At 70.3% G+C, this 25,256-nt stretch carries 17 protein-coding genes; 6 read left to right on the forward strand and 11 right to left on the reverse strand.

Annotated elements, in window-relative coordinates; genetic code table 11:
• The first annotated feature begins 47 nt into the window (after positions 1 to 47).
• Positions 48 to 1,643 carry a hypothetical protein gene (locus ABZ795_RS11105; RefSeq protein ID WP_357530190.1) on the forward strand — a complete coding sequence of 532 codons (1,596 nt, stop codon included), beginning with the start codon at positions 48 to 50 and terminating at the stop codon, positions 1,641 to 1,643.
• Positions 1,644 to 1,693: 50 nt separating this feature from the next.
• On the opposite strand, the gene ABZ795_RS11110 is transcribed toward ABZ795_RS11105, so the two are convergent.
• The 5 genes from ABZ795_RS11110 to ABZ795_RS11130 all read right to left on the reverse strand — a co-directional run bounded on the left by ABZ795_RS11110 (position 1,694) and on the right by ABZ795_RS11130 (position 10,173).
• Positions 1,694 to 3,544, reverse strand: a complete 1,851-nt coding sequence (locus ABZ795_RS11110) for a DUF4157 domain-containing protein (RefSeq protein ID WP_357530191.1) — start codon at positions 3,542 to 3,544, stop codon at positions 1,694 to 1,696.
• 13 nt (positions 3,545 to 3,557) lie between these two features.
• Positions 3,558 to 5,666: an ATP-binding protein gene (locus ABZ795_RS11115; RefSeq protein WP_357530192.1), complete on the reverse strand. Its 2,109-nt coding sequence runs from the start codon at positions 5,664 to 5,666 to the stop codon at positions 3,558 to 3,560.
• On the reverse strand, positions 5,663 to 6,352 hold the full coding sequence (locus ABZ795_RS11120; protein ID WP_327026496.1) for a DUF4255 domain-containing protein: 690 nt from the start codon (positions 6,350 to 6,352) through the stop codon (positions 5,663 to 5,665). The genes ABZ795_RS11115 and ABZ795_RS11120 overlap by 4 nt, the downstream gene beginning before the upstream one ends.
• Before the next feature lie 19 nt (positions 6,353 to 6,371).
• Positions 6,372 to 9,404, reverse strand: coding sequence for a hypothetical protein (locus tag ABZ795_RS11125; RefSeq protein ID WP_357530193.1), 3,033 nt, complete (start codon positions 9,402 to 9,404; stop codon positions 6,372 to 6,374).
• A gap of 145 nt (positions 9,405 to 9,549) precedes the next feature.
• Positions 9,550 to 10,173 (reverse strand): response regulator transcription factor, encoded by a 624-nt coding sequence (locus ABZ795_RS11130; protein WP_327026498.1) that lies wholly within the window; start codon positions 10,171 to 10,173, stop codon positions 9,550 to 9,552.
• 206 nt (positions 10,174 to 10,379) lie between these two features.
• Between ABZ795_RS11130 and ABZ795_RS11135 the strand changes: the two genes are divergently transcribed.
• From ABZ795_RS11135 to ABZ795_RS11150, 4 genes are all read left to right on the forward strand, one after another.
• A complete protein-coding gene (locus tag ABZ795_RS11135) occupies positions 10,380 to 11,675 on the forward strand; it encodes a hypothetical protein (protein WP_357530194.1) in 1,296 nt (431 codons plus the stop codon).
• A gap of 380 nt (positions 11,676 to 12,055) precedes the next feature.
• Positions 12,056 to 12,316: a hypothetical protein gene (locus ABZ795_RS11140; protein WP_357530195.1), complete on the forward strand. Its 261-nt coding sequence runs from the start codon at positions 12,056 to 12,058 to the stop codon at positions 12,314 to 12,316.
• A gap of 232 nt (positions 12,317 to 12,548) precedes the next feature.
• Positions 12,549 to 13,796, forward strand: a complete 1,248-nt coding sequence (locus ABZ795_RS11145) for an NAD(P)/FAD-dependent oxidoreductase (protein WP_357530196.1) — start codon at positions 12,549 to 12,551, stop codon at positions 13,794 to 13,796.
• Between the two features lie 8 nt (positions 13,797 to 13,804).
• A complete protein-coding gene (locus ABZ795_RS11150) occupies positions 13,805 to 14,383 on the forward strand; it encodes a MarR family transcriptional regulator (RefSeq protein WP_357530197.1) in 579 nt (192 codons plus the stop codon).
• A 7-nt stretch (positions 14,384 to 14,390) separates the two neighbouring features.
• Here the strand turns inward: ABZ795_RS11150 and ABZ795_RS11155 are convergent, their stop codons facing one another.
• Positions 14,391 to 14,675, reverse strand: a complete 285-nt coding sequence (locus ABZ795_RS11155) for a hypothetical protein (RefSeq protein ID WP_357530198.1) — start codon at positions 14,673 to 14,675, stop codon at positions 14,391 to 14,393.
• 306 nt (positions 14,676 to 14,981) lie between these two features.
• Positions 14,982 to 19,196 (reverse strand): HEAT repeat domain-containing protein, encoded by a 4,215-nt coding sequence (locus ABZ795_RS11160; protein WP_357530199.1) that lies wholly within the window; start codon positions 19,194 to 19,196, stop codon positions 14,982 to 14,984.
• A 266-nt stretch (positions 19,197 to 19,462) separates the two neighbouring features.
• Between ABZ795_RS11160 and ABZ795_RS11165 the strand changes: the two genes are divergently transcribed.
• A complete protein-coding gene (locus ABZ795_RS11165) occupies positions 19,463 to 20,446 on the forward strand; it encodes an SCO2521 family protein (RefSeq protein WP_327026505.1) in 984 nt (327 codons plus the stop codon).
• Here ABZ795_RS11165 and ABZ795_RS11170 read toward each other — a convergent pair.
• The 4 genes from ABZ795_RS11170 to ABZ795_RS11185 all read right to left on the reverse strand — a co-directional run bounded on the left by ABZ795_RS11170 (position 20,425) and on the right by ABZ795_RS11185 (position 25,170).
• Complete coding sequence (locus ABZ795_RS11170; protein WP_357530200.1) at positions 20,425 to 21,351, reverse strand: SCO2522 family protein; 927 nt, start codon at positions 21,349 to 21,351, stop codon at positions 20,425 to 20,427. The two genes, ABZ795_RS11165 and ABZ795_RS11170, sit on opposite strands and share 22 nt — an antisense overlap.
• A 35-nt stretch (positions 21,352 to 21,386) precedes the next feature.
• The gene (locus ABZ795_RS11175) at positions 21,387 to 22,316 is read right to left on the reverse strand and encodes an SCO2523 family variant P-loop protein (RefSeq protein WP_357530201.1); all 930 of its coding nucleotides are present in this window, start codon (positions 22,314 to 22,316) and stop codon (positions 21,387 to 21,389) included.
• Positions 22,316 to 24,238 carry an SCO2524 family protein gene (locus ABZ795_RS11180; RefSeq protein WP_357530202.1) on the reverse strand — a complete coding sequence of 641 codons (1,923 nt, stop codon included), beginning with the start codon at positions 24,236 to 24,238 and terminating at the stop codon, positions 22,316 to 22,318. The genes ABZ795_RS11175 and ABZ795_RS11180 overlap by 1 nt, the downstream gene beginning before the upstream one ends.
• A gap of 146 nt (positions 24,239 to 24,384) precedes the next feature.
• Positions 24,385 to 25,170, reverse strand: a complete 786-nt coding sequence (locus ABZ795_RS11185) for an SCO2525 family SAM-dependent methyltransferase (RefSeq protein WP_357530203.1) — start codon at positions 25,168 to 25,170, stop codon at positions 24,385 to 24,387.
• Positions 25,171 to 25,256 lie beyond the last annotated feature (86 nt).

Genomic DNA, 25,256 nt, shown 5'->3' on the forward strand with positions numbered 1-25,256 from the left:
GCAGACTGGCGAACAGCAGGCGATCCGGCGGCCTCGAAAGGAGCGCGATGCGGTCAGGACAGTGGCGTCAGCAGGACCAGGGCGAGCGCGGCACGGTGGGCCCGGGCCCTCGTGGCGGCGCCACACCCGGCGCCCGACCCGAACACCCGATCATGGCGCTTCAGCAGACCGCCGGTAACGCGGCCGTCGCCGCGGCCCTCTCCGGTGACCGCAGCACCGGCCCGGCCCTCCCGGTGCAGCGGTCACCCGGCGGCGCCCAGTCGACCGCGACCGAGCAGGCGGCACCGGACTACACCTCGCGCCTGTCCCGGGGACCGCTGCTCAGCGCCGCCGAGCAGGCGGAGATCGAGCGGGCCGGTCCGGGCAGCGCGGTGCAGGCCGAGACCGGGTCGTTCGAGGAGGCACAGGCGTACCTGGACGCCAGCAAGTACTACGACTGGCTGCAACTGCCGCCGGGGAAGCGACTGTACGTCGCCACTCTGGCCTGGGGCAGGCGGGCGGATGCCGGAGGCATCCGCGACACCCCCGCGTACGTGCTGGCCCGGGGCATCATGATGCGGTCCGCGCCGGAGGGCGACCCGCTGCGCGAGGAACTGGAAGCGGAACTGACCACCGACGTGCGCGACACGTTCGCGGCCACCCTCGCCGCCCAGGACCTCCAGGCCGGCCAGGAGGGCACCGAGGCACTCAGTGCGCACCAGATCGAGGAGTTCAACCGGAAGAACCAGCAGGCCAACACGCTGCTCCGGCGGCTCTTCGTGATCATCCAACAGGGTCTGGAGGTGGCCGGGGCCGAGGGGAAGAAATCGGCGGACCGGCAGTGGCGACGCCACACCGGAGCCGTGGCGCGGGCCCTCGCGCACGGCGGGCGGGTCAACGTCCGGGTGGAGATCCCCCGGGAGGAGACCGCGGAACCGATCGGTGGCAGGTCACTGCCGGAGTGGTTGGGGATGCGGAACCTGCCGAAGCGGGCGTTCAGCACGCACGACATGACCGGCGGCAGCGAGGAGACGCTACGCGAGGTCGGCGGTGTGAAGGCGACGGCCGGCAAACTCGTGAAGTATCCCCAGCGCGACGAGCGTGGCGCGGACATCGCGGCCGGTGGGATCGGCAGCCGTGACTTCAACGGTGACGTGGTGCTACCCAACGGCCTGCACGGTCACATCCTGCTCGTCTACAAACCGCCCACCACCAGCGACATCGGCTGGCTCCAGATCGGCCTGGAGACCACCGCCCCCGAATCGGTGCGAGACACCCTGCTGCACGCGATCGGGCTGTCCAAACCTGATCCGAACGCCCCGAGGAATCCGGTCGGATACCGCCACACCGCCAAGTCCACCGAGGCGACCGCCAACCCGGCGTCCAGCGTCGGTGGGCTCAAGCAGGACAAGATCGGGGTAGGCAAGCTGGACACCATGCGGGTCACTCTCGGCGGCGACTGGTTGCGCAAGCTCAAGGCGGAGGACGCCAAACTGACCGAGCAGATCAACCGGGCGGACAGGGACGAACGCAGACTGCGGGAGATCTTCCACGCGCTGGTCGGCACCAACGACGACTACGCGCAGCTCATGGCCGATGAGCTGCCGGCCGCCGCCGGGCCCGAGTCCGACGACCCGGACCGGATCGAGGCCGGCCCCCGGTGAGGCCGGCCTCGACCGTGGTCGGACTGACACCCGACCCGTGCTCTCTCGACTCACCGCGGCTCCGGCGGGACGGGGCGCAGGATCTTGCCGTCGTCGGAGTCGTCTTCGAGCCGTACGGCGGGGACGTCGAGCAACTCGTTGATGCCGGGAAACCGGTCGGGCAGGGCCACGTCGCCCGCGATCGCCGGGGTCGATTGGGCATTTACGTGGGTACGGGCGTGCGACTCGCCGGCCTGCATCAGGTACTTGCCCGGTTGGCCGCCCGAGGCGACGGTCTGCGCCCGGTCCCGCCGGACCACCTGTTCACCATAGGTGTTCAGCAGAACGGCGCGGCTGTGGATGTTCGTGCCGACGCGGCGCGCGGGCCGACCGCCGGTGCCCTTTACCCGCATACCCGTGCTTCGCGCCTTGGCCAAGAACCCGGCGAGGTCGACGGCGAACCTCGCCCGGTAGCTGTCGCAGAAGTTGCTCAGCTCCCGGCTCATCTCGCCGCCGGCGAGGTACGCGTCGACCAGGCGCTGGTGCACGTCCTCCCGGAGCGACTCCAGATACATCGTCTGCACCCCGTTGTTGTGCAGCCGCTCCATGTGTTCGACCGCCCAGGCGAAGAACGGTTCCTCATGATGCGCTCCGCCGATGACCAGACCGTCGTTGACGGTCAGGAGCATGTCCGTCGCGTCGGCCGCCGGCATCGGGACCCCCCGCAGCATGGCGGCCGTGACGTCCCGCCGGGCCTGCGCGTTCTCGTCGCCGGACTCGTTCGCGTACTGCGTGGCCCGGTCCACCGCATCGGTGGCGAGCTGCTGGTCCCGCGCGTCCTGGGCCTGCCAGTACGGCAGGGACGCCGGGTCCCGGCGACCCAGTTGCTCCATCATCTCGGCGTTGCTGCGGGCACCGGTGGCACCGCCGGTCATCGAGACACCCGCCTGTAGGGCCACGTTGGTCAACGCGGTGCCGAGGTCATATCCCGTTCCCAGTGGACTCATCTCACTCTGCGAGGTCAGGTCCGTGTCGAGGGTGATGCGCTGCTTGTGCGGGGTCCGCCCGGTAGCCGCATGGTAGGCGGCCTCCAGCTCGGTCCAGGTGGTCGGGTCTTCCACCTGGGTGGCGGGGCGCCGTCTCGAGTGCGACCGGCGTGGCCCCCGGACCTGGACCGACGGGCCGGCCGGTTCCCGGTGCAGTTCGTCGGCGGTGACCCGCTGGACGGACGGTGTGCCCGTCGCCGACTCCGTGGGTGCGGACCCGGCCGCCTGCGACACCGGATGGACCTCATGTACGGGCGGCGGTGTGCTCAGGGCACGATGGGCGTTGGCCTCCGCCGCCCGCTCGAAGGCGTCGCCCGGGTCGGAGACCCGTCGGCCGTGACCGTCGTCGGTGCCGGCTACCGGACCGGAGCGTTGCTGGATGACGTGCGTGAGTTCGTGGGCGAGGGTGTGCCGGTCCTTGCCACCCGGGCCGAGCACCACGTGCGATCCCGACGTGAAGGCGCGGGCGTCCACCTCCGCCGCCGAGCGTTCGGCGAGCGGCCCGGTGTGCACCCGTACGTCGGAGAAGTCCGCCCCCAGCCGGGCCTCCATGTCCCGCCGTACCGGCTCGGCCAGCGGGCTGCCCGACGAGCGCAGCACCTGGTTCACCGCCGACCGCTGCACCGGCTCCGACTCGTGGCCTTGGTCCTGGTCGGCGCAGCGCAGCCGTTGGACCGCCCGGGTGGCCGCGGCGTTACCCGCCCGGTGTTGCAGGTCCAGGATCCTGGCCGCCGCACCGCCCGGCCCGACGCCGGCAGGCCCGACGGGCACCGCACCCGTCTCCGGCCGGGCCTGCTCGGCGCCGGTGGTCTCCGACCGGGCCGGGGTGACGGGGCGGGCCGAGACGTCACGGCCAGCCGGATCGTGTGCTCGCATCGCTGCCCTCTCGTCAGTGGATCCGCGCGGGTTCCCCGCGTGGTTGATGCGCGCCGAACTCGCTCTCCAGCAGCAGTCGGCCGAGCTTGCGGTACTCCCGCTGCACCGCGCCGACCAGGTCCGCCATCCGCACCGGTCGGCCGGCCTGCGCCGCCAGGTACGCGGCGGTCACCACGCAGGCCCGGATGCTGCCGCCGGCCAACTCGAAGCGGCGGGCGCAGAAGTCCAGATCCAGGTCGGGGTCGCGGGGCAGTTCGGTGCCGAGACAGCGGTCCCAGAGCGCCCGCCGCTGCGCCACGTCCGGCATGGCGAAGTCGACGATCAGGTCGAGTCGTCGGGTGAACGCCTCGTCCAGGTTGGCGCGCAGGTTCGTGGTGAGCACCGCGACGCCGTCGAAGGACTCCATCCGTTGCAGCAGGTAGGCGCTCTCCAGGTTGGCGTACCGGTCGCGAGCGTCCTTGACCTCCGACCGTTTGCCGAAGATGGCGTCCGCCTCGTCGAAGAGCAGCAGGCCGTTGACCTCGGCCGCCTCGGTGAAGATCCGTTCCAGGTTCTTCTCCGTCTGGCCGACGTACTTGTCCACCACGGTGGACAGGTCCACGACGTACAGGTCCAGGCCGAGGTCGGCGGCGACCACCTCCGCCGACATGGTCTTGCCGGTGCCGGAGTCACCGGCGAACAACGCCAGCACCCCCCGCCCTCGCCCGCCGCCGGGGCGCATCCGCCACCGGCCCAGCACCCGGTCTCGGTACCGCACCCGCAGCGCCAGCTCGCGCAACTGGTCCTCGACCGGACCGGGAAGCACCAGGTCGGTCCAGTCGACGCCGGGTTCGATCCGCCGGGCCAGCCGGGCCAGGCCGCCGGCGTTCTGCCCGCGTACCCCGGCGCGCAGGTGGTCGGCGTCGACCCGGTCGGCGCCGGCGAAGAGGGCCAACTGGTCGGCGGCCTGCGCGGCCCGCCGCACCTGGTCCGGGCCCAGCAGGTACGGCGCCAACTCGCGCGCCGGGTCCACGCCGTCGAGCCAACCGGCGGGCCGGTCCGCGTCGTGTGCCCCACCGGCGGTCCGCCACAGCCGGGCCCGCCCCCGCTCGTCCAGCGGCGGGGCGGTGACCAGCAGCGGTGCTCGGCGAGTCCAGTGTGGATCCCACTCGGTCGACCCGGTGAGCAGCACCGGCACCGGCTGGTCGGTGACCCGGCGTAGCAGCCGGGCGTGCTCCGGCCGCCCGACCGGGTCGAGGGCCTGCACCGGGCCGACCACCAGGCCGGCGCCACGCAGTCGGGCCTCCCGCACCGTCGCGGCCAGCGCCTCGGCGGGGGCGGGATCGGCGGCCAACGCGTCCAGATCGAGCCGGATCACCGATCGACCGGCCCGGACCAGCGCCGCGACGGCCATGTCGTCGGCGGCGCAGCCGGGACGCTCCTGCAGGTAGCCCAGGTCCACCCCGCAGCGCAGCGCCGCGCCGAGCCGCGCGACGGTTCCGGTCCACTCCGACCCGTTCGAGGCCTCGGTGTACGCGGCGGTGGCCTGGTCGGCCGTCGGCCAGGCCACCTCGGCCAGCCGGGCGTCCGGCATGTCGTCGCCGAGCAGGTGCGCGGCCACCCGGTCGGGCACCCGCAGCGCACGGGACAGGTACGGCTGGTCCGGTTGCTCGACCAGCAGCAGCCCGCCGGCGATCAGCGGCGCCCAGCCGGCGAACCGGGCCCGGTCGGCGGCCTCCCCCGGCGACCTTCCGCACAGTTCCAGGGCCAGCCCCACGGTCGCCCGGCGTCGGCTGACGTCGTCGTTCAGATAGCCGTAGAGCCGCTCATACCGGGCGTCGACGTCGGGTAGCAGCGCCACGAGCAGCACCTCGACGTCCAGTCCGGTGAGACCGAAGGCGGCTGCCAGCCGCCGGAGGCGGGATTCGGCCCCGTCCGCCCACTCCCCCGCCGGATCCACCGGCTCGGGTGCGCAGGACCGGGCCATCAGCCGGTCGATGTCGTCAGGCGCCAGGTACAGGCCCCGGAAGGGGTCGTCCGGTTGGGGGTCGTCCCGGCGGCGATCGGCGACCAGTCGGGCCACCCGCGCCGCGACCAGTCCGAGCCGCTCCCACAGGTACGCCGTGTCGTCCGCGCCGCTCACCGCCGGTCGTCCCGTTGGCTCGGTCGCCGATCGTCGGGACCGGTCGCGGCCCGCTCCGCACCGCCGTCTGTCCGTTGTCGGGCCGGGCCGGTGCGGGTACGCAGGCCCGCCGGCCGCCCGGAGGTGTCGCCGACCAGCACCGTGCGCTCCTGTACCGGTGGCGCGGCCGGGATCCGGCGGGTGGACACCGGCGCGATGATCACCAGGTCCAGCGAGGGTTTCAGTTCTCCACCGAGCGCGCTCCACACGTCGGCCAGCGCCCGCCCCTCACCGGGGGGTGCGGCGACCGACATCGGCACCGACAGGCTCAGCGTCGCCAGTGAACCGGTCAGCCGGGCGGCCGGCAGTTCGTCGTACCGGACCAGACCGGCCAGCAGGGTGGCGAGCAGCCGGTGCTCGTCGGTGGGCCGGTTGGTCCACGCGGTCAGCAGGTAGGACAGCGCGTAGAAGTGCGGCGAGTCGTGCCAGGCCACCGTCCGGCCGGTGGCGTCCCGCTCGGCGACCCGACCCTGGAAGTGCCGTGACCGGTCCTCCCGGATGTCGTAGAGGAACAGATTCACCGTCGGCGCGTTGCGTCGGGCCGCCCACTCCCGGGTCGGCGGGTCGAACGACACCTCCGCACCGGTACCCGCCATCATCTCCTCCAGGACCAGCCCGCGCAGTCCCTCGTCGACCTCGTGTATCACGCGTCCACTCCCATCGTCGTCACCAGCGCCGGTGCAGCAGTCCGGGTGGCTGCTGGGCCGGCAGCACCACCAGGAACGGGGTACGCACGGGGCTGAACCCGGTGCCGGTGGCCACCGCCTGTCGGCCACCCAGCCGGTCCTTCGGCAGCACCAGCAACTGGGCGGTGAAGCTGCCGTCGGCGGCCGGGCGCACCGGCGGGGCGGCGGCGGTGATCCCCAGGTCCCAGGAGAGCCGCAGCGGCCGCCCGGGTGGGAAGTCCTCGCCCCGGATCGAGGCGACGAACCCGGGCGGTCCGATCGACGGCACCGCCACGATCCGCGGGGCGAGCACCCGCAACGGCCTACTGGCGGTGTCGTTGTCCGGGTCGGCGTTGCCGCCGGTGGTGCGCACGGTGCCCCGGACGGTCGTCTGCAGCGCAGCCTCCGGGGAGAGGGTCCCGGTGACGGTGGCGGCGGTGCCCGGGGCCAGGTCCGGCACCGGGCAGCCCTCGGCCGGGCAGTTGGCCAGTGCCCCGCCGACCGGTACCCCGCCGGGCAGGGCCGGTTGGACCCGCAGACCGGTCGCGGTCGTCCCACCGGCGTTGCGCACCGTGTACCGGACGGTGACGGTGCCGCCGACGTACCCCGGCTGCGGGTCTACCGAGACGGTCAACGCCGGATCGGCCGGGCTGCCCGGCGGTGCGGGAACGACGCGTACCGTGGTCGTCGCACGGTTGTCCGACGGGTCGGTGTCGATCGGGTCGGCCTCGACCGACCAGGTCAGCTCGAAGTCGCCCGGGGCGGTGCCCACCAACTCGACCCCGATCTCGACGGTACGGCCCACGCCGAGACGGCCCAAATCGCAGCTCAGGGTGGCGAGTGCACACTCGCCGACCGGGGTGTCGAGGCCGGTCACGGAGAGCCCCGGTGGAACCTCGAGACTGCCCCGGATGTCGTCGGCGGCGGCCGGTCCCTGGTCGGTGACAGCGAGCCGCAGGGTGGTCCGGCCCCCGACGGTGGTGCCGGGTGCGGGTGCGGACACGGCGGTGGCGACGTCGAAGCGGCGTTGCCAGGTCGGCTCCTTCTGCCGTCCGGGCAGGTGCCCGGTCAGCGGCCGGACGCTGCCGTCACCGAGGTCATAGCTCCACAGCGCCTCGGGCGAGTTGTTGTCCTCGGCCCGACGTGCCGAGAAGGCGAGCCGCTCCCCGTCCGGCGACCAGGCGACGTCCCGCGGCTGGTGCGGACCCTCCTCGCGGTCCGGCACCGCAAGGGCGCAGGATCCGCCGGCGGGCAGCAGCAGCCGGCACCGGTTGTCGGCCAGGTCGACCAGGATCAGGCCGTCGGCTTCCCGGTTGAAGACCAGCCGGGTACCGTCCGGCGAGAAGGCGGCGCTGTCGTCGGCGACCGGGCAGTCGCTGCCGCAGATCTCCGCGGTCACGTCCGTCTGGTCAAGTCCGTCCGCGGCGTTGGCGGTCCAGATGTGCGTCAGCCTGTCACCCCGGTAGGTGCCGCGGGTGAAGGCGAGCCGACTGCCGTCCGGCGACCAGGCCGGCTGGGCGTCCTCGAGTACGGCCAGGTCGTCCCGGACCGGCAGCTCCAGCAGGCGCCGCCCGGTGTCGGCGTCGACCACCTCGATCCGGGACGGGGTGCGCGGCGCCTCGGGGCCGTTCCCGGGCGAGTTGCGGACCAGGGCTAGCCGGGTGCCGTCCGGCGACCAGGCCGGGTCCGTCTCCCGGTCACCGCGCCCCCGCCCGACGATCGGCAGCAACCGGGGCCGGCCGCCGTCGGCGTCCACGATCCAGATCCGTTGGGTCCGGACGCCGTCGACCGTCTCGAACCGGCTGACCGCGATCCGCTGCCCGTCCGGCGAGTACGCCTGCCGCTCCAGCCACGGATCGCCGTCGACCGGATACCAGAGCAGTCGGGAATCGATGATCGCCCCGGGATCCTCGCGCAGCACCGGCACGCGCAGGTCGCGGGGATCCACCCCGTCCGGACGGATGTCCTGCAGGGTGGCGGTGGTCCGTTCCAGGGCGCTGGTCCGGGCGACCAGCAGCGATTCGGTGTCGGCGCCCGGGGCGGCGTACCAGGTGGGGTGGCTGACGTCGCGGTCCTCGGCGAGCCGTGGCACCACCACGCACAGGCACGGATCGTCGCGGACCAGCACCGAGTAGATCCGATCGACGGTCCCGGTCGTTCCACCGTCCGGCAGGGTACGGCTCACGAACGCCACGGTCGACCCGTCGGCCGTCCACGCGGGCTGCCGGGCCTGCCAGGCGGGCAGCAGCATCCGCGTCCGGTCGGTGCCGTCCGGCGCGATCAGCCACACCTCGGGGTGCGGGCCGGCCGGACCGACGGTGTAGGCGATGCGGTCGTGCGTCGGGTTCGGGTCCCAGGACGGCTCGGTGGCCCCGGTGGATTCGGCGGTGATCCGGGTGACCGGGCCGCCGTCGACGGCGACCCGGTAGATCTGCGGGAGGGTGTCCGTACCGCGTAGCCCCGCGAAGGCCAGCGCACGGCCATCCGGCGACCAGGTCGGCCAGATGTTGTCGCCGGTTCCGTCGGTCACCCGCCGGGTGTTGCCGCCTTCGACGTCGACCACGTAGATGTCCTGCCCGCCGCCGTCCCGGCCGGCCGGCGAGCTGTAGGCGATCCGGGTGCCGTCCGGGGAGAGCACCGGCCGGTGCTCGTCGGTGGAGTTCCGGGTGACCCGGCGGACCGGGCCCTCGCCTCGGCGCAGGTACACCTCGGTGGTGCGCTCGTCGCGTCGACTCACCCAGGTCGTCGCCGACCCGCGGGCCGAGATCTCGTCGTCGAAATGGTCGGGTCCGGACTCGTTGAGCGGGGCCGCGGTCGCTGCCGGTCCCTCGCCCCGGACGATCCCCAGGCTGCGGTGCCCGGTGCCGGCGTACGCGATCCGCTGGCTCACCTCAGGGTTCGGCGGCGGGCCGGGCGCCGCCGTCGGAGCCGGCGCGGGCGCGGCCCGGCCCTGGCTGACGAACCCGGCGGTGGGCGGCAGCGCACCGACGAGCAACACGGCCAGTACGGCGGAGATTCCGATTGAACGTCGCAAGTGGACCTCGACGGGCGTGCGATGGATGAAGGTGACCGGCGGCCGGCCACCATCGTCCGGCGGTTCCCGGTCGGCCGGTGCGGACCGGGAGGCACCGTCGGGGGCAACGGTGCTGGCCCGTTCAGGCAACCCGTCGCCCCGGTGCTCAGATCAACCCGTTGCGCAGGGCGTACGCCACGGCGTGCGCCCGGTTGCGAAGCTGCAACCGGCTGGTGACCCCGTGCAGGATGTTCTTCACGGTCCGCTCGGAATAGGAGAGCTTGCTGGCGATCTCCCCGGTGTCGAACCCGTCCGCGACCAGCCGCAACACGTCCACCTCGCGGCTGCTCAACCCGAGCAGGGTCAGGCCGCGCGGTTCGAGTACCTGCCGCTGAAGTCGGCCCACCTGGGCCATGAGCCGACCGAGCAGGTCGGCGGGGAGGGCACCCTCGCCACGGGCGACGGCCAGGACGATGTGGCTGAGCCGCTCAGCGCTCGCCTCGGATCGCCGGACCACTCCCACCACGCCGTGCTCCACCGCGAGAGACAACCCGGCATCGTCGATCCGGGCCGGCACCAGCACCAGTTTGGCCCGGCCGGCCCGGTGCAGTCGGCGTAGCAGCCGGGCAGCCGACTCGTCGAGGGCGTCGATGACGACCAGCGCGACACTCTCGGGTGTCTCCTGGCCCGGCTCGACCACCCACAGGTCCGGCCGGGAACGGAGCTGACTCTCCACTCCCAGCCGCGAGATCGGGTCCTCCGCGTGAACGCTTACCGTGACACGGTGCACAACAACTCCCAGCACAGCTCGATGCCCCTGTCCAGGGCTTCCCTTCCGGACGGTGCCGCCGCGCCGGTGTCGCACGGCGATACGGCAGAGGGTGCCGGACGAGACTTCGCGGGCACCTAACGCGGACCTAACGGGCAGCGGTTCTGCCCGCATCGGTACCCCGGCGGCCGGTTCCGGCCGCTCCCGCCACGCCTACGGTCGGGGCCATGAGCATCTCGTTGGGCCTGGTGGACACTCCGGTGGTGGTCGTGCCGGGCGAGAGCGTCGACATCCCGGTGACGGTCCGGAACTCGGGTGACGTCGTCGAGGGGTACGACCTCGACGTGGTCGGCATGCCGAGCACCTGGGCGACGTTCGACCCACCGAGAGTCTCCCTCTATCCCGGCGCGAGCCAGACCGTCACCCTCACCGTCCGACCGCCCCGGTCCTCCGAGGTCCGCGCCGGAGAGCTGCCGTACGGCGTCCGGGTGGTGCCGTCCGAGGCACCGCAAACGGCCACGGTCGAGGAAGCCGTGCTGACCATCGCGCCCTTCTCCGAGGTGACCGGAGAGCTACGGCCGCAGGTACGCCGGGCGCGACTCGGCGCCCGCTACCGCCTCGCCGGCGTCAACGGCGGCAATCTCGAGGAGACGCTGACCGTCACCGCCGTCGACAGTGCTGAACAGCTGAACTTCGCGCCCCGACCGAGACCGACGACCCTGGCGGCGGGCGAACAGTACACGACCGTCCTCGGCGTACGGGCCCGGCGACTGCTCTGGCGAGGCACCCCGAGACACCTGCCGTTCCGGGCCGTGCTGAGCGACACGACGGGCCGGGCCGTCACCCTGGACGGCACCCTGGTGCAGCAGCCCGTTCTCTCCGCCTGGCTGCTCAAACTGCTCGCCCTGCTGCTGGCTTTGCTGCTGCTCCTGCTCGCCCTCTGGTTCGGGCTGCTGCGTCCGGCGGTGACCTCCGCAGCTCGGGAGGCCGTCGACGAGGGCATGGCGCAGGTCGCGACCGAGGCGGAGGTGGCGGCGAGCGAGGCTGCCGGCGTGGCGGCGCGAGACGCCATCGAACAGGAACGCGCAGCGGCTCCCCCCGCACCTCCGGCGCCGCCGCCGGCGACCCCCGAGGGTAATGACCGCGCCAGCGGGGACGGACAGTTCGCCACCGCGCTGGTGCTGCGGACCAACCCCGGGGGGTCGGCGTCGAGCAGCTACACCGTGCCCCGCAACCGGGTACTGCTGATCACGGATTTCCTGGTGGACAACCCGCAGGGAGACACCGGGACCCTGACCGTGACCGCCGACGACGTCCGGGTGGTCACCTACGCGCTGGAGAACTTCCGTAACCAGGACTACCACTCGGTCACCCCGATCAGGGTGCCGGCCGGGTCCCGGGTGACCCTCACCGTCGTCTGCCGGCAACCGGGCACCCCGGTCGGTGCTCCCACGTCGAGGACCTGCCAGGAAGGGCTCTACCTCAACGGCATCCTCGCCCGGTCCACCCGCACGGGCTCCTGAACCTCCGGAAGGTCGCCGCGATCCTCGCCAACCCTCGTACACCGGCGCATCGATTACTCTCACAGACCGCTTGGCAGATCGCGCTCAACGCCCGCGCCGGTACGAACGGGTGACCTGCCCGTCGGATAGCTTGCCCTATGCCCGTCATCGATCTGAGTGCGCCGGCCCGCCCTCCGTCGCCTCGCAGGACGACAAAGCCGCGGCTCGTGGCAGCGCTGGCAGTCATCGGGCTCGGGTCCCTCAGCGGCGAGCCGGTGAATCCGCCACAGCTTGCCCCTGAGGTACGGTGCGAGTCATGGCAGGCATCCATCGCGCGTGAGGTACGTCCGGCCACCGCTTCGACAGGGAGTGCCCCATCCGGCGCAACTACGGAAGCGCGCGTGGTGGCCATCATGGATGGTCGAAGCGGCTGCGTCGTGGCGATGCACCGATGGGGTGAATCGCCGTTGGTGTTCCAGTCCGGGGATCGCGATCTGGTCGCCATCGTCAAGATGGACGGCGACCGACAGCGCTGGACGGTGCTGGTGTCGGGCAAGCCGCTGGGCGAGGAACTCGTGCGGTGGGAGGGCGACGACCTGGACGCCGGACTGTCGCGGGTGAGGGCCACGCTTCGGGAGCGGGTTCCGGGACTGCTCGACTGACGGTTGTCTCGGCAATGGCGTTTCCGGCGATCGTGGTGAGCCGGTTTCCGCGGCGACCGTGGCCCTGACGTCGGCGGAGAAGTGAGATCGGTGCGGTACCGGGATGCTCCGATGATGACGTGGAGGTCCGTGCCGGGGCAGAAGGTGCGGCGCACGGCCGCGATGAAGCAGGCGACGGACCACGGCACGCCGACAGCCTTGGCCAAATCACCTTAGTCATTAAGATAATGGCATGAAAACATCAACCGGCTTCTCCGTGGCGATCTCCGGTGCCGGCCTCTCCGGCCTCTGCCTGGCCCAGCACCTGGTGCGCAACGGCATCGACGTGCACGTCTACGAACGCGACCCGGGCCCCTTCGTCCGGCAGCAGGGCTACCGGATCATCCTCGACCGGTACGGGCTGGAGGCGCTGCGCACCAGCCTGCCCCGCCCGCTGTACCGCCTGGCGTTGGCCACCGGCGACGAGCCCGGCGGGCAGCTGCGCTTCACCGACCGGCGGCTGCGGGACGCCTTCACCATCACCTTCAAGGACAAGACCCACGCCACCCGCCAGGTCGACCGGCAGACCCTGCGGTCGATCCTGCAGTCCGGGCTGGACGGCCGCATCCACTACGGCAAGGCCGCCGCCGCAGTGGACAACACCGACCCGGCGAGGCTGCGGCTACTGTTCTCCGACGGCGCAGCCGCCCCGGCCACCGTCGTCGTGGGCGCCGATGGCGTCGGCTCCCCGCTACGCACGCAACTCATTCCGGACGCCGACCCGGTGCCCACTGCGATGGCGGGCATCTACGGCCGGACACCGCTGCGACTGAACGGTGCCAGCATCATCCCGGAGGCGCTGCGTACCAGCGGGGTTCTGGCCATCGCCGACCGACCGGGCCGCGCCTTCTTCTTCACCTCGATGCGCTTCGGCGAGAGCCCACGAAAGGCCTTCGCGCGCCTGGCCCCGGGCAGCTACGCACCCACCGGTGAGGACTACGTCATGTGGGGACTGCTGCTGCGGCAGGAGGAGGTGCCCGAGGGCACCCGCCGGGACCTGCTGACACTGTGGAACCTGGCCACCCGGATGGGTACGGACTTCCATCCGCTGATCCGCCGACTGATCGAAGCGGCCGAACTGGACACCATGGTGCTCAACTCCTTCGCCACCGGCCGACGGCCGACCCGGTGGGCGGTGCCCCGGGCCACCATGATGGGCGACGCCGTACACGTCATGCCGCCGTTCGGTGCCCACGGCGGCAACACCGCGCTCCGGGACGCCGCCCTGCTGGGCCGCAGGCTGGTCGAGGCCCGCGCGGGCGGCATGCCGGTGGAGAAGGCGATCGCCCGCTACCAGGAGGAAATGGTGCCGTACGCCTTCCGCGCCGTCGACACCGCCGCCGGGCTGATGCGCCGTCTCACCGGGGGCGCGGCCGCACCACACTGGGTGCTGACCCGTGTGTTACCTCGGCTGCACCGGGTCACCGTACCGGAGGCATGATTGCCGGCATGTCCGACGAGTTGGCCCGTAAGTCCGCGATCGCCGACCTGATGCGTGCGGGACGGGAGATGTCCCGGCTGTCCATGGTGTTCCGCAACGCCATCGCGGAGCAGTTGGGTCTCACCGTCAGCGACCTGGAGTGCCTGGACCACCTGGCCGAGGTCGGTTCCGCCACCGCGGGACAGATCGCCGAGCGGACCAACCTCACCACCGGGGCGGTGACCAGCATGCTCCGCCGGCTCCAGCAGGCCGGCTACGTGACCACCGAACGCGACCCGGCGGACCGGCGGCGGGTGATCGTCACCCTGCGGCCGGAGCGGGTAGCCGACCTGGAGCGACCGTACGAGCGGTTCGCCGAACAGACGGGACGCCTGATCGCGGGTTACAGCGTCGAGGAGATCATGCTGCTGGTCCGACACTACGGCCGCATGCAGGAGATGTACCTGGCCGAGTTGGACCGCCTGCGCAGCGGTACGCCGGAGACAAGCGGCTCGCGCCACCGATCTCCTGCGCTCGACAGACCGAGGGGTGAGCCGCCCGTGCGGCAACTCGCCCCTCACGACCAGCAAACTACGGATGGAGCATGACCGCCGGCTAGTCCTGCCAGACGTTCAAAGCCCAGGCGAGGACGTACCAGACGCAGACGTACTCCCGCCCGGAGGCGATTCCGGCGATGTGGCAGGTGACCGGGTCGGGGAAGATGCCTTGGAGCCCCCAGCCACCCGCTGCCAGCGTGACCGGTGCCGCGCTCACCGCCGAGTTGACGGCGGAGACCGGGGCGGCCTGGGCTGCCCCGGCTGTCGTACCCAGGCCACCGGCCACCAGGGTGGCGACCATGACTGTCCCGGCCAGCCGCTGCCGCAACGATCTTTTACCCATCGTGCCTCCTCTTACGAGCCCAGACCGGGCTGTCCGGCCGGCGATTGACGATGCGGAAATGCTAAGCCCGGAAAGGGAGCTGACCGGCGGTCCACAATCCGACTACCACACCGGCGAGAAAGGCAGTTTCGATCATCGGTTTCGGATCGCGGAGCGGCGAGTGAGCCGCTGAACCGGCGTTTGCTGCCGCCATGATCAAAGGACCCCGGATACGTCGACTTACGGTGCTAGTCATCATTCCGATAAACGGATCAGGCCCAGGTATCGTCCGGTCAGACCAGAGTACAGATCTTGGGCCGGGCGCGATCACGGGAAGTCATCGGGTGTGATGCCGGGCAACGTGGCCAGTAGTTGACCGGCCAGTCGCCGTACGGTGTCGTCGTCGTGCTGGCGACCGAGCCGGATGAGCAACTCCCGGGTCCGGGTGTCGCGGTAGTGGTGTCGGGTCAGCGCGAGCAACGCGGTACGTCGGACCTCCCAGTCGTCGTCGGTGGCCAGCCGGAGCAGCAGTTCGGGTACTCCGGCGCGGTCCGCCAGGGTTGCGCCGATTTGTTCCACCGCCCGGCGCCGGACCTCGAGGGCCGGGTCATCGCGGACCAGTCCGACGAGCAGCACCTGAACTTCGGGGTCGGCGCCGAAGTGCTCGCCGAGCGCGGCGGCGATGCGGGCACGAATCGCCGGGTCCTGGTCGGAGAGGCGGCGCATCAGTCGCAGTGTCACCGCCATGGAGGCGCTTCCCTGCTCGGTCAGGCAGCAGACCGCGGCGTCGAACACGGTCGAGTCGGTGTCCGACTCGACGCATTCCAGCAGCACGTCGGTCACCACGTCGGGGCTGCCGTACCGGCAGAGCGTCCGCACGGCGGCCAACCGGATGCCGACGTAGCTGTCACGGCGGGCCCGCCGGCACAGTGTCTCCACCAGGCCCTCGACCTCGCCATGCTCGGCGAGGGCGTCGGCGGCCGCGCGCAGTACGTTCGGGTCGGGATCTCGGCTGACCTGTTCGGCCAGGCACTCCCGCACGGCGGGGTCGGGCGGTTCGGCGAGACGGGCCAGGCTGCGGGTGACCCGCAGCCGCACGAGGGCGTCCCGTTCTTCGAAGGCTCGGTTGATGAGCAGGTCGCGGGTGGTGTGCCCGAACAGTTGTCGGCCGGTGAGCAGATCAACGGCGGTGAGCCGGACGCTCGCGGTAGGGTCGCGTCGGGCGCTGTCCAGCAGTAGTTCTCCGGTGCGGGGGTCCGAGTGGGCCTCGGCCAGGGCGCGTACCGCGGCCAGGCGGACCGTGGCGTCCTCGTCGGTGCGAGCCGCGTGCGCCACCACCGTCCAGCAGGTGTCGTCGGTGCAGTCCCGGTCGATCAGCGCGGTCACGGCGGCAGCCCGCACGGAGGCGTCCTTGTCCTGTTCGATCCGGTCGATCAGCCGGGTTCGACAGCGTCCGTCCGGGTCCGGCACGAGCGTCAGCCGCTGTACTGCGGTGGCGCGGAGCCGAGCGGACTCGTCCGAGTTGGCCAGCTTGAGCAGCAGATCGGTTTCCTCCGGGCCAGCCCGCCCGGACAGCAGTCTGATCACCAGGCAGCGCCGTACCTCGTCCGGGGACTTGCCGGTGATGCGCTGAAGCGCGCGGCTTCGCGCGGTGTCGGCGTGCTCGGGCAGGCCCAGCAGGGCTGTCAGCGCTTCCTGTACGACTGCGGGATCGGGGTCGGTGGCAAGTAGTCGCTGGAGGGTGCCGGGTGCGTCCGGCAGGTCGGTGCAGCGCGCGGTGAGCACGGCCACGGCGGCTCGTCGTACCGTGGTGGCGCTGTCCTCGGTGGCGTGGAACAGGACGTGGCGGAGGTCGTCGCTGAGTTCCGGGCGACCGTCGAGGGACTGTACGGCCAGTGCGCGGACCGCGGGATCGGGCGAGTCGGCGAGGTCGCACAGCTCGCCGGTGAGGTCGGGATCGGCGCCGAAGTGAGTGATCAGGGCCCGTACGGCGGCCTGCCGGACGGCGGTGGAGACCTTCGCTCGGGCCTGGGTGATCAGGATGTCCCGGTAGCGACGACGGTCCCCGGCGGTGACGTCCAGCCGGCCGGCGGCTTCGGCTAGCCCGGCGACCAGGGTGAGGTGGGCTAGCCGCTCGCGGCCCTGCTGGAGTTCCCGGACCAGCAGTTCCTCCAGGTGTTCCTCCGTGCGGGACAGCGCTGCGGCGATCCGGGTGGCGAAGGTGGAGCCGGAGCGCCAGCTGGTGCGTACTCCGCGGCGGCGGTACCAGTTCAGAAAGGTGTGCCGGCCGGGCCAGCTCGGCCCGAGGGCCCGGATCGAGGAGAGCAGTTCCTGTTCGGTGAGTTCCACCAGGTTGGGGTCGTCGGCGGAGATGCCGTGTTCGACCAGCAGCACCATCTGACGCAGCACGGCGTCGCCCGCAGCGGTCAGTTCGGCGGGCTGTGGAGTTTCGGCCACGCACTGCGCGGCCAGCACGAGGTTCCAGGGCGGGGCGGTCAGGTTCAGCGGCGGCCAGGGTTGGGTGGTCTCGGTGGCGAGTCGGGTGATCAGGTCGTTGGCGATCCGGGCGGGTAGGGCACCGGCGACGAGGCGGAGCACCTCTCGCCAGGACGGGTCGGCCCAGCGTTCGCGAAAGAGCGCACGGAGCCGGTCGAGGTCCCAGGCATCGGGGTCGTTGTCGATCCTGTCCACGATCTCCTCGGCGCAGAAGAATTCCAGGAACGCGCGGTGCACGAACCCGAACAGCCGCAGTCCGTATCGTTCCAGGATGAAGCTTCGGTGGCGCAGTTTGTCGATCATCGAGTAGGCCATACCGAGCGCCCGCTCGTTCTCGAAACCGTAGAACGCAACGAGATGGTCGCGGAAGATGCGTGCCAGCTCGTCGGAGTCGATGTAGTTGCCGGCCGGCCCCGATTCCCGGAATTGCATGCGGAACGCCAGGTGGCGCAGTAGTCGGCGCTTCGCATCCAGGTCCAGCGAGGGCACGTCGCCGTGGCTCTCCCGCAGTTGTTTGGTCACGTCCCACTCGGAGATGAGGACGTCGGTGACGTGCGCGTACAGTCGGCGTCGGTTGCGGGGCAGGGGGTGGCTGCGACCGACGATGGTCATGAGCATCAGCAGCAGTGGGTTTCCGGCGATCTCGTGCATCGCTCGGGAGTCGCCCAGCATGTCGAGGAGCTGTCGTCGTTGCCGTTGTGCCTCGACAGCCGGAGTGGGCATCACGTAGCGGTACCAGTTGTCGATGAACTGGGTGATCTGTTCGTCGTCGAGGTCTTCGAGGGTGAAGTGGTCGAAGCCGGCGTTGGCGAAGGTCTGCCGCTGGTAGCCGGCCGTCCGTGAGGTGACCACGGACAGCACTCCGGGGTACTCGTTGGCGAAGGTGGCGATCTGCGCGGCCACCTCTTCGCGTTGGACCGGGTCGAACACCTCGTCGAGGCCGTCGAAGAGAAAGAGGGCCTGGCCGCCCTGGCGTAGATATGACCCCAGCACCTCCTGGTTGATTCCGGTCAGTCCCTGTTGGTGGCGATGGCCGATGTAGTCGAGCAAGCCGTCGCAGCGCCCGTCTCCGCGGTGCACGGCGTAGGACCGCAGTTCGATCAGCACGGGCAGGTGCTGGTTCAGCGCCGCGAGTCGGGGTTCGTCGCAGGCTCCGGCCAGTGCCAGTGCCAGGTACCGTGCGGCCGCGGACTTGCCGGAGCCGGGGTCTCCGAGCAGGACGATCGTCCGGCGGCTGGAATCGCAGACCACGTCGAACAGCGAGAGCGCATCCTTGGCCGCGTACTCCTCCCAGAGTCGTTCGAGTTCCTCCGGGTTCACCGCGCCGGGCAGTCCACTGGTGTCACCGTCCGATGTGGCGCCTGCCCACCGCCACCAGGCCAGTGGCATTTCCGGACGAGCCTCCTCGTGTACCCGAGGCTCGACGAACAGTTTCGGCAGCCCGACGGTGAGGTATCCGATGGTGGGACGTGGCGAGACAGCGTCGACCGAGACAACGCGGTATCTGTGCGCCAGTTGCTCGTGGTAGCGGTTGCGTACGGCTTCGGGTAAGTGGGTGTCCGGATCGGCGGGTCCGCGTGCCGGAAACCGTCCACTGCGTACGTCGGCCAGCGCTGCGGTGACCTTGGCGGTGAGGTCGTCGACGCTGGTGAAGAAGGCGCACAGGTGTCGTTCCTTGAGTTCCCGGCGAAGTTCGATGATCCGATCTCCGTCGTCGCCTCGGGCGACCCGGTCGACCGGCCAGGGAGCCTCATCGGCGAGGAGGAAGATCAGGCAGGGTTTTCCGGCCGCGAGTGCCTCGCGATACTCCAGCTCGGTGATGGAGGAATCCTGACCGGGCGGGCGAAATCCGTATCGCCAGGCGAACAGTCCGATGTAGAGGTCGCAACGGCGCACGTCAGCCAGGCAGCGGTCGAGCGGTGGTCGGACGTCGGCGTTGTACGCTTCCATGGCGACGTCCTCGATCTCCAGACGACGTGCCACTGCGTGTACGGCAGCGCGATATTCCCACAGGTCTTCTTGAGTGGCCGAAATGTAGACCTTCATAAACGGCAACTCCAGGGGTAGCTGGCGTCCGCACTATCGAAAATATCATTCGTTGTCACCTTCGTGCGGCCGGCGGCGCTTCACCGCCATGGGATTCCCGCCGATGTCGGGCCTATGATGCCCCCAGGGCAGATGCCGCCCCAGTGGGTCGATTCCCGTTGTCTCGGGGATCCGTGGCCTCACCAGGGTCGGTATCGGCGCGGGTGATTCAGCGGGGGTCGCATTCCGCAGGATGATTGCGGGCGGGCGGCGATGCGGAGGAAGCAATGATCACGTTCGGCGAGGTGCACACCAACCTGCTGCAACACAGCACGGCGCTGGCACAGGAGCAGAGTTCGGAGGTGCTCAGCCTGGTCGAAGGCGAGGCGGTGCTGACCTCCCGCCGTCCGTCGCTCTATGCGGTCTCGCCCGATGTGCGCACCGGCGTGGACTGCTGGCTGCCCAGCGCCAAACGGAAGAGGTTACGGGCAGTGGGCGCGGTGGTCAGCCGGGCCATCATCACCGGTGGCCGAATCGTGCAGGCGTCGTCGGTCATCCAGGTCGTCAGCGGTGACCGTCGTCAACCCTGGTCGCACTACCTGGCCCAGCCGGGCATCCTGGAGACGGTCGGCAAGCTGAACAGCGCCGACCTGACCGCCGGTTTTCTGCACAGCAACGATGCGGACGTACTGAACCTGGAGGCGATCACCGGACGGGTGCTCGACGGGGTACAGATGTCCGACCTGCTGGACCGGCGTCCGCCGCTGCGGGCGGCGCGTACCCGGCTGCGTTGGGCAGCGCAGGTGGGTCCGCAGTCGGACCGGGAGGTCTCGGCCGTCGTCACCGTGGACTCCCCCACCCTGCGTACGGTCGAACTGGTTCTTCCCCCGCAGGACGTGCCGGCCGCCGTGGCCGGTCTCTGCGAGGATCTCGCGTTGCACGACTGGCTGCTGACCATGCTCTCCTCACTGATGGAGGCCGTCGTCACCCGGTCCGGCACCGGGCAGGAACATGTCGAGCGCTTGCGTCCCGTCTTGGAGCACCTGCTGCACCTCTGGTTGCCGGGCGCGCGTGTCGACCCACGGCTGCGGCCGATCTGGGACCGGTTGGAGCAGGTGCCCGGATTCAGCCGGCAGTGGAACTCGTCGGTGACCTGGATCCGGGATCAGGTCAGTGTGGGCAACCTGGCGCTGCTGCGTGACCTGGCGGGGCGGATGTCGATCGACCAACCGTGCGGGCGCAAGCACACTCATCCGCCGATGAACACGTAACTCAGCCGGTCGATGAGCTCGCTGGGCAGATGTAGGCCTTCACCACCCGCGCGCCGGGCGACCTGCTGCGCGACCGCCGTCGGTACCGCCACCTGACCGAGAATGGTCCGTACCGCCAGCTCGACCGGCAGGTACTGGGTGTCCATGAGGGTCAGGGTGCGGTACGCGCAGAACGGCGCGGCGGTCGGGTTGAGCTGGACTACCGCCGGCAGCTCGTCCCAGTCGGCCGGTAGCTCACCGGTTATGCGGGTCGGTTGCATCAGGGTCTGCCCGCGGTGTCGCAACACTCCCAGCCGGGCCATCTGCCAGACCGACGCGAGCAGTGCGCACGCCCACACCCGGGTCTTCGGTTCGTCGGACCACAGCTCTATATCGACGAAAATGGAGTGCCGGGGATCGCCGGACTGCACCGGCGGAGACCAGGGGCGAGGCAGAGTCATCGCCGGCGCGTCCACGTACCCGGGCGAGCGCATGCCGTTGGACAGCCACCCGGATGCATTGAGCGGGGGCCGACTTCCGGTGGTGTTCCGGGGTGGTTCCATCACGAGGGTGTCGACCACCATCTGGGCGAGTTCGACGCCACCGTGACGGGCGAAGCTGGATTCCCGAGCCACGTAGTCCAGCACCAGGCCCAGCTCTGCTGCGGCACTCTGCACCTGCGGGATCACCTCGCGGGGTGAGCCGAATCGGTGGAAGTAGTCGTCCACCATGAAGCAGGTGCTGATCCGCGGCTGACGGAGGGCCGGCAGCCCGTGGCGGGCCAGGGCCGGAATCGCCGTCGACCAGTCGGCGATCCGCGCGAACTTGCGGCGCAGATCCTGGCAGCCGACGCCGAAGTCCTCCGCGTAGAAGTGCCCCAACTCGACCGACAGATGGGAGTACGCCACGCTCTCTGTCCGACGCACCGCAGCTGCCTCCTGGAACCTGACATCCACGTCGATCACACGGTTTCCCATGCGGTCTCGTCGAAGAGCTTTTCGGTAAGCGTCACGATGGCATCCACCGTCTTCACATTCGCGATTTTGGCTTGTACGTCATGATCGGAGATGAGCTGTTCCCGCCACTGCAACAGCGGGTCCAGCGGCACCACGCCGAGGCGCGTCGTACGCCCGACTCCTCGGCGGCGGGCCAGTTCCGACAGTTCTGTGTCGCACTTGCGCAGGAATGCCTGCTGCGCGAGGTCGAGGTGGCCGACCTCGGGGCCGCGGGAGTCGATCACCGCCGTGCGGATGAAGCGCAGCGACTCCCGCAGCCGCTCCGGCTCGTGACCGTACTCCTTGCCTATGGCGAGGATGCCGCCCGCCTCGAAGGCGAGATCCGCCGCCGCGGTGACGTGCTGGGGAGTCCAGCGATGAAAGACCAACCAGCGCGCGACCACCTTGCGTAGCGCGGGGGTGGCCGTGGCGGCCAGCGCGATATGACTGGCGTACGACCGACCGGCGCTGAGGTCCACGAGAATCAGGTCGAACTCCTCCTCCAGCCGGAGAAAGAGCTCGGCGCAGCGTTTGGCGATGTCGTTGGTGAAAGGGAACTCGCTGCCGTTGCGCTGGCCGGGTAACAGCACCAGCGGACCTGAGCCGATGGGTCGCTGGCGCAGGCTGGCCCGTTCCGAGGTGCCCCACACATCCAACTGCTTGGGAAATGGGATCTCTCCGCGTAGGTAGCGGTGCAGACCACCCTCGTTTGGCCCTTCGCCCTCCACCCCGTTGACGGCGTCCGGAATCTGGAACGTGATGCCAGCGGTCGGCGAGCCGAAGTCGTAGTCCAGGTAGCAGGTGGAGCGGCCGGCCAGGGCGCTGCGGTAGGCGATGTTCGCGGCGGTCACCGAACGACCGGTGCCACCCTTGTGCGACGTGACGAAGACCAGCATCAGATCCCCTCGCTGGCCTTCTGTTGCCCGGTGGTGATGTCGTTGAGCAGGAGCAGCAGCGTGTCCGCCAAGGCTGCCGCCGTGCCCGGCCGTTCGTCCACCAGCAGTTGCGCCCGGCGCAGGCTTACCCGGATGCTGCGCATGCTGCGTTGCATCGCCTCTCCGGCGAACGTGCCGCGCATCAGCTCACGGTCGAACAGGTATTCCGCTTCGTCGATGAGGTCCTGCGCATAGGCGACGAGCCGGCCGGCGCGTGGGAAGGGCCGATCCCAGAGCAGCTGACCGGCGTTGACCAGCGCATGCACCACACGCTCGGTGAGGTACCAGCTGGGCGCGTCCGGTTTGGGGGCAAGCCCGGGGAAGGCACCGCCGGCATGGTCCCACAATCCTCGGTGCCGGCCGTCGGAAATCCGGCGCAGCAGCAGGTGATCCCACACCTCGTCGGCCAACTCGAGCAGTTCGCTGCGCCGCCGGGCGTTGCTCAGCAGACCGGCGACGTGAATCGCCCGCTGCAGCAGCACCGTGGAGAACTCGTTCACGACCCAGGTCATCATCGGCGTGGAATCGGCGTCGTTGAGAGTGACCCGCTTGCCGGGGGTGTGCACGAGCAGCGCCGACTCCCCGGGCGTTGCGCGTCGGGTGACGCGGCCCCGCTGTGCCAGTTCCACCAGCACCGCGGCGATGCGGCCGAGTTCCTCGTCGCCGCCGCGTCCGACCGCGAGCAGTCCCTTGACTGCCAGCGACGTCGCTTGGAGGGTGTAGTAGTCGGTGCGGTCGCCATCGGTCGTGCGCCACGGGATGTCCTCGATGGGCCATCGCCGCCGGTTACCGAAGGTCGCCACCGTGGCCCAGTAGGTCCGGGTCAGCTCCCAGCGCAGCTGCAGAGCCCGGGACAGCCGCTGTTGTTCCTCGTTGAGCAGGCCGAGCAGGCGGGTACGTTCCGAGTTCAGGTCTTCGATGGCGTCCATCGCGATGACCGTGAAGTAGAGGTAGGGGGCGTTCTCGGCCGAGCCTTCGCGTTGCCGGCCGATCGGCTCGCTGGTGGAGACTTCCTCGGCGCCGGCGATGATGCCCCACGACCAGCCGCATTCGAAAAGCATGTCGCTGTTGTCGAGGTCTTCGGTGACCCGGCCGGACCCGAGGACCACGCTGCGCAGACTGGCCATGGTTTCCCGCAACTGCTCGCGCAGCGCCGCGACGAGTTCCCGGCGCGGTAGCTCGTCCTGGTTGACCATCTCACACAGCCGTTGACCGTTGGAGCTGGTGGAGGTGAAAACAAAGGTGCTGAAGCTGCGCAGCAGGCCCACCATGGCGGCGGTGAGTCGAATGCCGGCCATCGCCTCCAGTTCGTCCAGTTGCACGAGCAGTTCTCGTCGCTGGGTGGCACTGCGGTAGACCTTGACGAAACCGATCGTCGCCAACGTGAGGGTGATGGAGACGGCGAACGAGTCGACGATGTCGAAGGACCGTTGCTCCTCGGTCAGCTCCGGGCCGCCATCGACCGGGGTGAGGTAGCCGCCGCCGCCGAAGATGGGTGTGCCGTCCTCGGCGGTGTACCGCCTGAAGTAGTCGATCATGACGCTGACCAACCGTCGGGGAATCTCGATCGCACCGCCGAGCGAACTGAGGGCCTCGACCACCTCGTCGTCGGCGCGGTCAGGGTCGTCGAGCGACAGCACGGGGATCTTCGCCGCAGGAAGAAGCAGGATCAGCAGCTGCTCGGCATCACTGACGGAATTGCTGCCGCTTCGGCCGCCCCAGCTCCATTCACCTTTTTCCCAACAGCTCCGCACCGTGGCACGCCAGATGTCGAGGATCTCCTGGCGCGGCTGTATCCGCATGATCCACCGCCGTCTGCATGTAGTCGCCGACTCGGAACCGCTGGTGTTGCCGTGCGCACGATGATCCACGATGACCGGCACCGATGTGCAGTGTCATCGTAACGGGCTGGTCGAGTGCCATCGGAACCGCTCTGCTCGCGCGAGTCGGCGAGCCGCAGAACGTGAAGCAGGGTGCCCGCCCACCAGGCGGCGTGCCCATTCGGTGGCACCCCTGATCCGCCTCGGCACTATCCGCGAGCACGGCCGGTGACCAGCAGCATGCTCAGATATCCGTCACGCAACCGTGGCCGGGGACGCTCCTCGTAGACGGTCACTTCATACGCGCCGGCGGCGATGCCAGCCACCACCTCGGCACGGTGCAGCGCCACGGCCGGGAAGAAGCGCGGGCCGACGCGGTAGCCGGCGGACCCGAGCATGACGGCCACCGCGAAGGGTGCGCCAGGGCGCAGTGCCCCCAGAAACCGGGCGACGGCGTGATCGGCTTCCGCCCGGTCGGCCGAGATGGAGCAGGCGACGAAGAACATCGTGCCCGCGTCCCAGGTGTGCTGCGGCAGATCGAAGACGCTGGTCCGGCTGACTCTGCCGACCTGCGCCAGGCGCTGTCGTGGATCCGACAGCGCCGCATACGCCGGATGCTCGAGGCAGACCTGCCAGTACGGATCCCAGAGCTTGTCGTAACCGTCGACCTGGGTACGCAGCCAGCGCAGATTCGAGGTGGACCACTCGCACAGCTCGATGGCGCGCGCGAACGGCAGGAGCGTCAGCGCCGGATAGAGGTTGGCACCCGATCCGACGTCGACGCAGCGCGCCTCGGCCAGCCTCGCTCCGGCGAAGAAGTCTCGGGTTCGGCGGAGCAGCTCTCGGTCGTCGGAGCGCAGGTCCGCGTAGTTGTGCGAGACATAGGCGTGCGGGTCGAACCCGTCCCACTCGACCTCGGTGTTCACCGGCCTCGCAGACTCGATCGGCACGGATGACGCGGGTAAATCACCACAACCGCCGGCCTCCGGGGTCAACGCCATGGACGTTCCTCCATCGGTCTCAGCGGATCACACTCAGTTGTCGCTCCGGGGCGCTCAGTGCGCCGACCATTGTGTATCGA

Source organism: Micromonospora sp. NPDC047134 (genome assembly GCF_040643455.1).
Lineage (GTDB): Bacteria > Actinomycetota > Actinomycetes > Mycobacteriales > Micromonosporaceae > Micromonospora.